At 70.8% G+C, this 12,420-nt stretch carries 9 protein-coding genes; 4 read left to right on the forward strand and 5 right to left on the reverse strand.

The features are described 5' to 3' along the window. Positions 1 to 210 precede the first annotated feature (210 nt). The 3 genes from pta to pyk all read left to right on the forward strand — a co-directional run bounded on the left by pta (position 211) and on the right by pyk (position 5,146). Positions 211 to 2,307: a phosphate acetyltransferase gene (gene pta / locus IG64_RS03320; protein ID WP_037851720.1), complete on the forward strand. Its 2,097-nt coding sequence runs from the start codon at positions 211 to 213 to the stop codon at positions 2,305 to 2,307. Positions 2,308 to 2,333: 26 nt separating this feature from the next. Further along, entirely contained in the window at positions 2,334 to 3,542 is a 1,209-nt protein-coding gene (locus tag IG64_RS03325) for an acetate kinase (RefSeq protein ID WP_037852198.1), read from the forward strand. A 173-nt stretch (positions 3,543 to 3,715) separates the two neighbouring features. Beyond that, positions 3,716 to 5,146: a pyruvate kinase gene (gene pyk / locus IG64_RS03330; protein WP_037851721.1), complete on the forward strand. Its 1,431-nt coding sequence runs from the start codon at positions 3,716 to 3,718 to the stop codon at positions 5,144 to 5,146. Between the two features lie 113 nt (positions 5,147 to 5,259). Here the strand turns inward: pyk and IG64_RS03335 are convergent, their stop codons facing one another. From IG64_RS03335 to IG64_RS03350, 4 genes are all read right to left on the reverse strand, one after another. Next, positions 5,260 to 6,696, reverse strand: coding sequence for a hypothetical protein (locus IG64_RS03335; RefSeq protein WP_037851723.1), 1,437 nt, complete (start codon positions 6,694 to 6,696; stop codon positions 5,260 to 5,262). After that, positions 6,686 to 7,195: a DUF6114 domain-containing protein gene (locus IG64_RS03340; protein ID WP_037851725.1), complete on the reverse strand. Its 510-nt coding sequence runs from the start codon at positions 7,193 to 7,195 to the stop codon at positions 6,686 to 6,688. The genes IG64_RS03335 and IG64_RS03340 overlap by 11 nt, the downstream gene beginning before the upstream one ends. A gap of 123 nt (positions 7,196 to 7,318) precedes the next feature. Next, the gene (locus IG64_RS03345; RefSeq protein ID WP_037851726.1) at positions 7,319 to 7,993 is read right to left on the reverse strand and encodes a DUF6230 family protein; all 675 of its coding nucleotides are present in this window, start codon (positions 7,991 to 7,993) and stop codon (positions 7,319 to 7,321) included. A gap of 645 nt (positions 7,994 to 8,638) precedes the next feature. Continuing rightward, positions 8,639 to 9,613 (reverse strand): tetratricopeptide repeat protein, encoded by a 975-nt coding sequence (locus IG64_RS03350; protein ID WP_037851727.1) that lies wholly within the window; start codon positions 9,611 to 9,613, stop codon positions 8,639 to 8,641. 325 nt (positions 9,614 to 9,938) lie between these two features. On the opposite strand from IG64_RS03350, the gene IG64_RS03355 reads away from it, so the two are divergent. After that, positions 9,939 to 10,559 (forward strand): TetR/AcrR family transcriptional regulator, encoded by a 621-nt coding sequence (locus IG64_RS03355; RefSeq protein ID WP_037851728.1) that lies wholly within the window; start codon positions 9,939 to 9,941, stop codon positions 10,557 to 10,559. A gap of 157 nt (positions 10,560 to 10,716) precedes the next feature. Here the strand turns inward: IG64_RS03355 and IG64_RS03360 are convergent, their stop codons facing one another. Continuing rightward, positions 10,717 to 12,417, reverse strand: a complete 1,701-nt coding sequence (locus IG64_RS03360; protein WP_037851731.1) for an acyl-CoA mutase large subunit family protein — start codon at positions 12,415 to 12,417, stop codon at positions 10,717 to 10,719. Positions 12,418 to 12,420 lie beyond the last annotated feature (3 nt).

Here is a 12,420-nt window from a genome sequence, read left to right on the forward strand (position 1 = left end):
TCATGTCCCGGGGGCGGCCACGTCTTGACCGGGGTCCGCGGCCGACCGCCGGGAGTCCCGGTCTCCTGACGGGCGCCTTATCTAGCGGCGGGGGTATTGTCAAGAGGGTTCCGCTCACCTCGGTGGGCGATTTTTGTCCGCCGTACGCCACCCCGGTACGCCCCTCGTACCTCCAGCGCACCCCCCCTCCCGACGAAACGGAGAGCCCGCGTGACCCGCAGCGTGTACGTGACCGGCATCGACCGCGGTGACGGCCGCCAGGTCGTCGAGCTGGGTGTCATGGAGCTGCTGACCCGGCAGGTCGACCGGGTGGGCGTCTTCCGCCCGCTCGTCCACGACGGCCCGGACCGCCTCTTCGAACTGCTGCGGGCCCGCTACCGGCTGACCCAGGACCCGGCCACCGTCTACGGCATGGCCTACCACGAGGCGTCCTCCCTCCAGGCCGAACAGGGCACCGACGAGCTGGTCTCCACCCTCGTCGACCGCTTCCACCGGGTGGCCAGGGACTACGACGTCGTCCTGGTCCTCGGCACCGACTTCGCCGGCACCCAGCTCCCCGACGAGCTGTCCCTCAACGCCCGGCTCGCCAACGAGTTCGGCGCCTCCGTGATCCCCGTCGTCGGCGGCCGCGGGCAGAGCGCCGAGTCGGTGCTCGCCGAGACCCGCAACGCCTACCGCGCCTACGACGGCCTGGGCTGCGACGTCCTGGCCATGGTCACCAACCGGGTGGCCCGCGAGGACCGCGACGACATCGCCGGGCGGCTGACCGGCCGGCTGCCCGTGCCCTGCTTCGTGGTGCCCGACGAGCCGGCCCTGTCCGCGCCGACCGTCGCGCAGATCACCCACGCCCTGGACGGCAGGATCCTGCTGGGCGACGACTCGGGACTGGCCCGCGACGCGCTCGACTTCGTCTTCGGCGGCGCCATGCTGCCCAACCTGCTCAAGGCGCTGACACCGGGCTGCCTGGTCGTCACGCCCGGCGACCGCGCCGACCTGGTGGTCGGCTCGCTCGCCGCGCACAGCGCCGGCACCCCGCCGATCGCCGGCGTGCTGCTCACCCTGGACGAGGAGCCCGGCGAGGAGATCCTCACCCTCGCCGCCCGGCTCGCCCCCGGCACCCCCGTCGTCTCGGTGTCCGGCAACAGCTTCCCCACCGCCGAACGCCTGTTCTCCCTGGAGGGCAAGCTGAACGCGGCCACCCCGCGCAAGGCGGAGACCGCCCTCGGCCTGTTCGAGCGGTACGTCGACACCACCGACCTCAACAAGCGGGTCTCCGCGCCGAGCAGCGACCGGCTCACCCCGATGATGTTCGAACACAAGCTGCTCGAACAGGCCCGCTCCGACATCCGCCGGGTCGTCCTGCCCGAGGGCACCGAGGAACGCGTGCTGCACGCGGCGGAGGTGCTGCTGCGCCGCGGGGTGTGCGACCTGACGCTGCTCGGGCCGGTCGACACCGTCCGCAAGAAGGCCGCCGACCTCGGCATCGACCTCGGGGACACCCAGCTCATCGACCCGGCCGTCTCCGAGCTGCGGGACGCCTTCGCCGAGCAGTACGCCCGGCTGCGCGCCCACAAGGGCGTCACCGTGGAGCTGGCGTACGACGTCGTCTCCGACGTGAACTACTTCGGCACGCTGATGGTGCAGCAGGGCCTGGCCGACGGCATGGTCTCCGGTTCCGTGCACTCCACGGCCGCCACCATCCGCCCCGCCTTCGAGATCATCAAGACCAAGCCCGAGGCGTCCATCGTCTCCTCCGTCTTCTTCATGTGCCTGGCCGACAAGGTCCTCGTCTACGGCGACTGCGCGGTCAACCCCGACCCCGACGCCGAGCAGCTCGCCGACATCGCCGTCCAGTCGGCGGCCACCGCCGCCCAGTTCGGGGTCGAGCCGCGGATCGCGATGCTGTCCTACTCCACCGGCACCTCCGGCACGGGCGCCGACGTGGACAAGGTGCGCGAGGCGACCGACCTGGTGCGGTTGCGCCGCCCGGACCTGATGATCGAGGGTCCGATCCAGTACGACGCGGCCGTGGAGCCGTCGGTCGCCGCGACCAAGCTGCCGGGCTCGGAGGTCGCCGGGCAGGCCAGCGTGCTGGTCTTCCCGGACCTGAACACCGGCAACAACACGTACAAGGCCGTGCAGCGCTCGGCCGGCGCGATCGCGGTCGGCCCGGTCCTGCAGGGCCTGCGCAAGCCGGTCAACGACCTGTCCCGCGGTGCCCTGGTCCAGGACATCGTCAACACCGTCGCCATCACCGCGATCCAGGCCCAGGACCAGGCCCGCACCCCGGCCGCACCCGCCCACTGACGTCGTAGAGAGAACCCTTGAACACCGTGAACGCGACCCGTGTCCTCGTCCTCAACTCCGGCTCCTCGTCGCTGAAGTACCAGCTCCTCGACATGCGCGACGCGAGCCGGCTCGCCGTCGGCCTGGTGGAGCGCATCGGTGAGCAGACCTCCCGGCTCAAGCACACCTGCGTGGCCACCGGCGACACCCGCGAGCAGAACGGCCCGATCGCCGACCACGACGGCGCGCTCAAGGCCGTCGCCGAGGAGCTGGCCAGGGACGGGCTCGGCCTGGACTCCCCCGAACTGGCCGCGATCGGCCACCGCGTGGTGCACGGCGGCATGTTCTTCACCGAGCCGACCGTCATCGACGACGCCGTGCTCACCGAGATCGAGCGGCTGATCCCGGTGGCGCCGCTGCACAACCCGGCCAACCTCACCGGCATCCGCACCGCCACCGCACTGCGCCCCGACCTGCCGCAGGTCGCCGTCTTCGACACCGCGTTCCACACCACCATGCCGGAGCCGGCCGCGCGCTACGCCATCGAGCCCAAGCTCGCGGACCGGTTCCGGGTGCGGCGCTACGGCTTCCACGGCACCTCGCACGCCTACGTCTCCCGCAGGACGGCCGAGCTGCTGGGCAAGGCCCCCGAGGACGTCAACGTGATCGTGCTGCACCTGGGCAACGGGGCGTCCGCCTCGGCGGTGCGCGGCGGGCGGTGCGTGGACACCTCCATGGGGCTCACCCCGCTGGAGGGGCTGGTCATGGGCACGCGTTCAGGAGACCTGGACCCGGCGGTCATCTTCCATTTGCAGCGTGTCGGCGGAATGTCCATGGACGAGATCGACACTCTTCTCAACAAGAGGAGCGGTCTGTTCGGCCTCTGCGGCGACAACGACATGCGGGAGATACGGCGCCGGATGGACGAGGGCGACGAGCAGGCGCGGCTCGCCTTCGAGATCTACATCCACCGGCTGAAGAAGTACATCGGTGCCTATTACGCGGTACTCGGCACGGTGGACGCGGTCGCCTTCACCGCCGGGGTCGGGGAGAACGCGGACTTCGTGCGCGCGGCGGCCCTCGCGGACCTGGAGGGGCTGGGCCTCGCCGTGGACGGCGCGCGGAACGCCGTACGCGCCGACGAGGCGCGGCTGATCTCGCCCGACGGGGCGCGGGTCGCCGTGGCCGTCGTCCCCACGGACGAGGAAATGGAGATCGCCGCGCAGACCTACGCCCTTGTCGGAAAGGACGAGTAAGGAGGAACGGGAGAGGAGCGGGCGAAGACAATCAAGGACAAGCGAGGACAACCGAATTCGACCGGCATCCCCACCGGCACTTCCAGCGGCACTCGACTGAGCGCGGACCCGCCCATTTGTATATTCCACCAGACGGAATATTCCGCAGCGAAACAAACCGATAGGATCGCCCCATGCGCCGTTCGAAAATCGTCTGTACTCTCGGCCCCGCGGTCGACTCCCACGAGCAGCTCGTCGCGCTGATCGAAGCCGGCATGAACGTGGCCCGCTTCAACTTCAGCCACGGCACGCACGCCGAGCACCAGGGCCGGTACGACCGCGTCCGTGCCGCGTCCAAGGAGACCGGCCGGGCCATCGCCGTCCTCGCCGACCTGCAGGGCCCGAAGATCCGGCTGGAGACCTTCGCCGAGGGCCCGGTCGAGCTGGAGCGGGGTGACGAGTTCACGATCACCACCGAGGACGTCCCGGGCGACAAGCAGATCTGCGGCACGACGTACAAGGGGCTGCCGGGTGACGTCTCGCGCGGCGACCAGATCCTGATCAACGACGGCAACGTCGAGCTGAAGGTCCTGGACGTCGAGGGCCCGCGGGTGAAGACGATCGTCATCGAGGGCGGTGTCATCTCCGACCACAAGGGCATCAACCTGCCCGGCGCGGCGGTGAACGTGCCCGCGCTGTCCGACAAGGACGTCGAGGACCTGCGTTTCGCGCTCCGCATGGGCTGCGACATGGTGGCGCTGTCCTTCGTCCGCGACGCCAAGGACGTCGCCGACGTCCACCGCGTCATGGACGAGGAGGGCCGCCGCGTCCCCGTCATCGCCAAGGTGGAGAAGCCGCAGGCGGTGGAGAACATGCAGGACGTCGTGATGGCGTTCGACGGCGTGATGGTGGCCCGCGGTGACCTGGCCGTCGAGTACCCGCTCGAGAAGGTCCCGATGGTGCAGAAGCGCCTGATCGAGCTGTGCCGGCGCAACGCCAAGCCGGTGATCGTGGCGACCCAGATGATGGAGTCGATGATCACCAACTCCCGTCCGACCCGCGCCGAGGCCTCCGACGTGGCCAACGCCATCCTGGACGGCGCCGACGCGGTGATGCTGTCCGCCGAGTCGAGCGTGGGCGCGTACCCGATCGAGACCGTCAAGACGATGTCGAAGATCGTCGTCGCGGCCGAGGAGGAACTGCTCTCCAAGGGCCTGCAGCCGCTCGTCCCGGGCAAGAAGCCGCGCACGCAGGGCGGTTCGGTGGCCCGTGCCGCCGCCGAGATCGCCGACTTCCTGGGCGGCAGGGGCCTGGTGGCCTTCACCCAGTCCGGCGACACGGCCCGCCGGCTGTCCCGCTACCGCGCGACCCAGCCGATCCTCGCCTTCACCACCGACGAGTCCACCCGCAACCAGCTGGCGCTCAGCTGGGGCGTGGAGTCGCACGTGGTGCCCTTCGTCAACAGCACCGACGAGATGGTCGACCTGGTCGACCAGGAGCTGATCAAGCTCAAGCGGTTCAACGAGGGCGACGTCGTCATCATCACCGCCGGCTCCCCGCCCGGGGTCCCCGGCACCACGAACATGGTCCGCGTCCACCACCTGGGCGGCGGCCAGCGCGACTGACGTCCGCGTCACGGTGCCCGTACGGGCCCGCGTACGCGTTCGAGGGCGCCCTCGCCGGGATCCGGCGGGGGCGCCCTCGGTGTGCGGCTCCCGGAACGGGCTCGGTGCGGCGTTCAGACGCCGTCGGTGGTGTACATGTGCATTCCGGGGATGTTCAGGTTGCCGCCGAACTGGGCCGCCTGGACCACGTGGACCTTGGTGAAGTAGATCAGCGGGATGTCGAGCGGGGGCGGGCTGTCCGGGCTGAACGTGATGGGCAGCAGTCCGAGCAGGTTGCCGGAGATGCTCTCGGTGTACATCACCGTGTCGCCGCCGGTGATCTTGGACATCGATCCCTTGGCCGCCTGCACGTGATACGTCTTGCCGGCCTGCTTGTCCTTCACCGTCTGGTGCAGGTCACCGATGTCGGTACCCGCGGATATGACGTACTTCAGGACCTTCTTGACACTGCCGTTGGCGGTCCTGACCTGGACGACACCCTTGTAGCTCGCCCCCTTGAGCGTCAGCGAACTGGCGTCCAGGTACCACGGGTCGTCCGCCAGGGGCGTCGTGTTGTCGACACCACCCTGCGCGTCGGTGGCCGCCGGGCAGTCGCCCGGGTCCGTGCTCGCGCTCGCGGACGGGCCGGGCGAGGAGGTGACCCCGTCGACGGCCTCCCCGGCCTTCTTCGTGGCGTCGCCGACGGTGCCCTTGACGGTGTCCTTGACCGCGCCGGTGGTGTCCTCGGCCGCCCCGGACGCCGCGTCGGTCGCGCCCTTCACGGTGCCGTCGACCGTGTCGGTGACCTTCTTCGTGGTGTCCTTGACGGCGTCGGACGCCGTCTTGCCCAGGTCCTTCTTCGTCGCGTCCGCCGAGGGGGTGGTGGACGGGGACGGGGTGGTGGCCTGGTCGCTGGGCTGCGCGTCCTTCTTGCCGCCGGTCAGCAGGTCGCCGAGGGCGTCGCCGAGGCCGCCGAGCAGGCCGCCGCTCTTGGTCGCCGTGGCCGAGGGGGACGGGGACGCGGTGGCGGACGCCGTGGGCTGGGCCTTGTCGTCGGAACCTGAATCCGGCGAAGAGGCCGTGCCCGAGACGGCGTCGTCCTGCGCGTCCGGCTTGCTGGTGGAGGCGGTGGCCGAGGGGGAGGGCGTGGCGTCCTTGCCGTCCTCCGCCTTGTCCCCCTCCGCGCCCTTGTCCGTCTCCTTCCCCGTCTCCTTGTCCTTGTCCTTCGCGGAGTCGGTGGCGCTCGCGGAGGCGGAAGGGGACGGCGAGGCCGGGGAGTCGTCCTTGGACTTCTCCAGCGCCTCGACACACTTCTTGTAGTCCTCCGGCGACATCGTCTCGGACGACGACGCGGAGGTGTTCGACGTGTGGTTGGTGTCGGCGAGCGCCAGCGAGGACGTGAAGCCCATCCCCATGAGGACCGCCGTGGGCATCGCCACGGTCGCTATCGCCTTGCCCGCCGGCATGTGGAACCGGGTGAACAGCGGCCTCTTGGGTGCCGCGTGGCGCGGCCCGGTTCTCGCACGGGACTCCTCCACATCAGCCCCGTGGGTCACCTCGTCAGCCGGCACTGTGCCTCCCGTTCGCCCCGTTGGCCGGGCTCGTTCCTGACAGGTCGTTCGACTCACCCACCGCGCCCGGGCCGTCCGTGTCCTCGGCGTCCTTCGGCGCGGGCGGTACGCCCGGCGCCCAGGAGACGGCCATCGCGCCGCCGAAGAGGGCGAGCAGGAAGCCCATGAGGAAGCCACCGAAGTTGGACACAGGGAGGGACACCAGCCCCAGCAGGATCGACGCGACGCCCGCGAAGACCCTGATGTGCTTCTGGAACCAGAGACTGATACCGAGGACCACGAGCAGCACGCCGATGATCAGGGAACCCGCGCCCGCGGTGGTGGACATCGCCAGCGTCAGGTGGCCGACCCGGAGATGCGCGTACGGGAAGTACATGATCGGCCAGCCTGCGAGCAGGACGAACAGGCCGGCCCAGAACGGCCGACTGCCCCGCCAGGCGCGGAACTGCAGCCTCCGGCGAGTGAACTGCCCGGGCACGGCGGAAGTCTCGGCGCTCATGGAAAACAGCTCCCTGGTGCAGCGTTGCTGTGAGTTGTGGTGCGGTGGTGGGGGGTGTGGGGCCGTGGCCGAGGACTGTGGACGGGCGGGGGCCGCTGACGCCCCCCGCCCATCACCAGGTGCCTAGTAGCACTCGGCCTTCTTGGTGTCCGTCGACAGCGACATGTGCAGACCGGGCAGGGTGAAGGTGCCGGCGGTGGTCGCCCACGCCGTCTGCTCCACGTCGTACAGGTCCGCCGAAGTGGCCTGCTGCGCGAAGCCGTAGGGGTTGGCCTGCTCGCCGCCGCCCTTCATGCCCGGGCCCTTGCCGCCCTTGGCTTTGCTCGTGTCGCCGGCCGCGACGCCGATGTCGATGCCGTGGAAGACGGCACCGCCCTTGGCGTTGAGGTCCGCGACGTCGATGTACAGGTTGTTGGCCGAGACCTGCTTCTCCTGTTCGGAGCTGTTACCCGCCTCCAACCGCAGGGTGACCGAGGCGAGTCCCGGAAGACCGATCGGGGTGGTGACCGACTGGCACAGCCTCTCGATCGTCGCGTCCTTGAACGACGAGACCGCAACCGGGCGAGTGGCCTTGCCACCCGTGAGGGTGTAGCCGGAGTCGACCGCCCCGTACTGAGCGAAGCCCTGGCCGTGCAGTTCCTTGGCCGAAACCTTGAACTCCTGCCCCGACACACTGAACGAAGCGGCCAGCGCGCCCTGGGCCAGGGCCACGCCTATCGCCGCCGTGGCGGCAACGCTGGGCACCATGACCACAGCGAACCGCTTCCATCTGGTCCCGCCACGCACCTGGGACTCCATATTTCCTCCTTCTCGGACGTACATCTCCTGGCCTCGGCCCGCCCCCGACGGGGGCTCGGCCGGGCAGGGATGGGAGAAGTGCTACGTCCTCGGGAAGGAGAGCGCCCGCGCTCGGTGGCGCTCAACGCGCCCGAATCACCGGCGATCACCCCCGAGCGACAACCACTGGTCGCGCCTGACACGCATCACGCACAACCCTGCTGGACAGGCTTCGCCGGACGGCGAAGACCCCCCTGTCCTAGGTCCGGCGCCACTGTCGCCGGCCCTGCTCGGTGGGGACCCAGACATCCCGCGTCCCGGCCGGCTGCCGGGGTGCGGGAATGGACCGAGCGTCGCCGATCGTGGTGCATTCTCGCCGCCCGCACAAGGGGGTTCGTTACTCGCTAGTAACGGCCGGATAACCGTCGTTCGACGCACTGGTCCCGAACGGCGACCCTGGGTGGCAACAATGGGCAGAACAAAGACGTTGATCCCCGGACGGAACCGGGCAGACCGACAGCCTGCATTTACTCGCAGTAACAGCGGCCGCGATTGCCAAGTTTTGGCAAAGCGCGGCCGCTGTGGTGGCTCGTCGGCAGATCTTTCACCCGGGCATCACAGGCCCTGGCGTTTAGCGACTGGTCGGCGCCGCGGCCCGTGCGGGGATCAGAACAGGGCCCGTGCCAGCGCCCGGCGCGCCTCGCTCACCCGGGGGTCCTCCGCGCCGACGACCTCGAACAGCTCCAGCAGTCTCAGCCGCGCCGCGTCCCGGTCCTCGCCCGCGGTGCGCCGCACGGTGTCGATGAGCCGCCCGAAGGCGTCCTCCACATGACCGCCCACCAGGTCCAGGTCGGCCGCGGAGATCTGCGCCTGCACGTCCGAGGGCTTCTCGGCCGCCTCCTGACGGACCTTCTGCGGGTCGAGGTTCTGCACCCGCTGGAGCAACTCCGCCTGTGCGAGGCCCAGTTTGGCCTCGGGGTGGGCGGGGTCCTCGGCCAGCACGTTCTTGTACGCCTGGACCGCGCCGCCGAGGTCACCGGCGTCCAGCGCCTGGGCCGCCGCGTTGAGCAGCGACTCGTGCGGACCGGCGGCCGGGGCCGGTACGGGCGCCTGGCCGCCCGGTGCGGCGTCCGGGTCGACGGTGAGACCGGTCAGGCCGAAGCGCTCCTCGCCGACCTGCACCAGCTGGTCCAGGGTCTGGCGGATCTGCGCCTCGCCCGCCGCCCCCTGGAAGAGGGGCAGGGCCTGCCCGGCGACCACCGCGAAGACCGCGGGGATCCCCTGGACCCCGAACTGCTGCATCAGCATCTGGTTGGCGTCGACGTCGATCTTGGCGAGGAGGATACGCCCGTTGTACTCGACGGCCAGCCGCTCCAGGACGGGGCTCAGCTGCTTGCAGGGCTGGCACCATTCGGCCCAGAAGTCGATGACGACCGGTACCTCGGCGGAGCGCTGCAGGACATCGCGTTCGAAGCCGGCCTCGTCGACGTCGATGACGAGGTCGGCGGGCGACACGGCCCCCGCCCCGCCTTCACGGGCCGCTTGGGCGCGGGCCTGCTCCGCCTTCGCCTTGGCCTCCTGGGCCGCCTTCACCGCGGCGAGGTCGACGACTCCGCTCATGGACATGTTCCGTGGCTGCATGCGTCTATCCTCCCCCGTTCCGCGTGTCTGAGTGAAAACGGCCGGATGAACCGGACCGTGCCGGGCGCCTGGTCCCCACCGGGCGCCGGTTTCTGATGGTCCGTGCTGGGCGCCGGTCGTAGGGGATGACCGGGTGTGCCGCGTGCGTGATGCTCTTGTGGTCGTCGCTCGCACGGGCCGGGCCCGTGCTTTCGCTACGACCCGTAGCGTAATGGCACCGGGTGCCTCAGCGAAACCGTCTCCCGGTGATCTCCCTCACCACCACACAGGTCCCGCCGGTTTCCCGCCCGGTCACGGCCGCGAGAGGGCCGGTTAGGGTCGGGGGATGCAGAGCCGCACCCCGCCCTCCCGCGCCGGCCGCCCGCGCAGCGCCGCCGCGGACGCGGCCATCCTGGCCGCCACACGTGCGGCTCTGGTGGAACTGGGCTGGTCGAAGCTCACCCTGGGAGACGTCGCCACCCGGGCCGGGGTTGCGAAGACGACGCTGTACCGCCGCTGGGCGGGCAAGAACGAGCTGGTCGTCGACGCCGTGGCCGAACTCTTCGACGAGCTGCGACTGCCCGACCTCGGCAGCCTGGCGGCCGACATCGAGGGCGTGGTCCTGCAGTTCGCGGCGATCCTGGCCCGGCCGGAGGCCAAGAGCGGGCTGATGGCCGTCGTCGCCGAGTCGACCCGCGACGACGCGCTGCGCGAGCGGATCCGCGGCTCGATCGTGGAGCGTCAGAAGCGGCTCGTCCTGGAGGGCCGGGCACGGGCGCAGGCCCGCGGCGAACTCCCCCCGGAGACCGACCCGCGGGAGGCCGTCCGCACCGCCGACCTCATCTTCGACGTCGTCGCGGGCGCGGTCGTCCACCGCACCCTGGTCAGCGCGGAACCCGCCGACGAGGAGTGGGTCCGCAGTTTCACCCGCGTGCTGCTGCTGGGGCTGGGCGCCGCGTCCTCGTGAGGGGGCCGGCCGTGGGGGCAGGCGCGTGGCCGGCGCCGGGGACACCGGGGCGGGCGCGGGGCGGCACCGGTGACGACGGCGGCGACGGTCCCGGCGCAGCGGTGACGCCCCGCCGCCGCACGCCCTCCTGACCGCCGCCCCGCCCCGCCGAGCCGCCTCAGAACCCGGCCGGCTCCGTGTACACCCCCCACTCGTCGCGCAGCACCCCGCAGATCTCGCCCAGCGTCGCCTCGGCGCGCACGGCCTGGAGCATCGGCTCGATCATGTTGGCCCCCGACCGCGCCGCGGCCAGCATGGCGTCCAGCGACGCCCGTACCGCGGCGTCGTCGCGCGCGCCGCGGCGCGCACCGAGCACCCGCACCTGCTCGCGCTCCACCTCGTGGCTGACCCGCAGGATCTCCAGGTCCCCGGTGACGGAGCCGGTCGCCGTGTTGACGCCGACGACCCGCTTGTCGCCCTTCTCCAGCGCCTGCTGGTAGCGGAACGCGGATTCGGCGATCTCGCCGGTGAACCAGCCGTCCTCGATGCCCCGCAGGATGCCGGAGGTGACCGGCCCGATCGGGTGCCTGCCGTCGGGGTGGGCGCGCAGGCCGCGCTCCTTGATCTGGTCGAAGATCTTCTCGGCGTCCGCCTCGATCCGGTCCGTCAGCTGCTCGACGTACCAGGAACCGCCCAGCGGGTCGGCGACGTTGGCGACGCCGGTCTCCTCCATCAGCACCTGCTGGGTGCGCAGCGCGATCTCGGCGGCCTGCTCGCTGGGCAGCGCGAGGGTCTCGTCCAGGGCGTTGGTGTGCAGGGAGTTGGTGCCGCCGAGCACGGCCGCGAGCGCCTCGACGGCGGTGCGCACGACGTTGTTGTACGGCTGCTGGGCGGTGAGCGAGACACCGGCGGTCTGGGTGTGGAAGCGCAGCCACTGCGCCTTGTCGGTCCGCGCGCCGTACACGTCGCGCATCCAGCGGGCCCAGATGCGGCGGGCCGCGCGGAACTTGGCGATCTCCTCGAAGAAGTCGACGTGCGCGTCGAAGAAGAAGGACAGGCCGGGCGCGAAGACGTCCACGTCGAGGCCGCGGCTGAGGCCCAGCTCGACGTAGCCGAAGCCGTCCGCGAGGGTGTACGCCAGCTCCTGCGCGGCCGTCGCCCCGGCCTCGCGGATGTGGTAGCCGGAGACGGACAGCGGCTTGTAGGCGGGGATGTTCGAGGCGCAGTGCTCCATCAGGTCACCGATGAGGCGCAGGTGCGGCTCGGGCTGGAAGAGCCACTCCTTCTGGGCGATGTACTCCTTGAAGATGTCCGTCTGGAGGGTTCCGTTGAGGACGGCGGGGTCCACGCCCTGGCGCTCGGCGGCGACCAGGTACATGCAGAAGACGGGCACGGCGGGCCCGCTGATCGTCATCGAGGTGGTGACGTCGCCGAGCGGGATGTCCTTGAACAGGACCTCCATGTCGGCGGCGGAGTCGATGGCCACCCCGCAGTGGCCGACCTCGCCCAGCGAGCGCGGGTCGTCGGAGTCGCGGCCCATGAGCGTGGGCATGTCGAAGGCGACCGAGAGACCGCCGCCGCCCGCGGCGAGGATCATCTTGTAGCGCTCGTTGGTCTGCTCGGCGTTGCCGAACCCGGCGAACTGGCGGATGGTCCAGGTCCGCCCGCGGTAGCCGGTCGGGTACAGCCCGCGGGTGAAGGGGTACTCGCCGGGCCAGCCGATCCGCTCGAAGCCCTCGTACTCGTCCCCCGGCCGGGGCCCGTACACCGGCTCCACGGGGTCGCCGGAGAGCGTGGTGAAGTCAGCATCGCGCTTGCGCGCGGCGTCGTACCGGGCCTGCCAGCGTCGGCGGCCCTCTTCGATGGCGTCAGCGTCCATGCT

It is taken from the genome of Streptomyces sp. NRRL S-340, assembly GCF_000720185.1.
In the GTDB taxonomy this organism is placed as follows: Bacteria; Actinomycetota; Actinomycetes; order Streptomycetales; family Streptomycetaceae; genus Streptomyces.

Excerpts from the sequence above, each read along its gene's own strand:
- pyk (WP_037851721.1), top strand. The coding sequence starts at position 3,716 with ATGCGCCGTTCGAAAATCGTCTGTACTCTCGGCCCCGCGGTCGACTCC.
- IG64_RS03340 (WP_037851725.1), bottom strand. The coding sequence starts at position 7,195 with ATGAGCGCCGAGACTTCCGCCGTGCCCGGGCAGTTCACTCGCCGGAGG.
- IG64_RS03345 (WP_037851726.1), bottom strand. The coding sequence starts at position 7,993 with ATGGAGTCCCAGGTGCGTGGCGGGACCAGATGGAAGCGGTTCGCTGTG.
- IG64_RS03350 (WP_037851727.1), bottom strand. The coding sequence starts at position 9,613 with ATGCAGCCACGGAACATGTCCATGAGCGGAGTCGTCGACCTCGCCGCG.
- IG64_RS03355 (WP_037851728.1), top strand. The coding sequence starts at position 9,939 with ATGCAGAGCCGCACCCCGCCCTCCCGCGCCGGCCGCCCGCGCAGCGCC.
- IG64_RS03360 (WP_037851731.1), bottom strand. The coding sequence starts at position 12,417 with ATGGACGCTGACGCCATCGAAGAGGGCCGCCGACGCTGGCAGGCCCGG.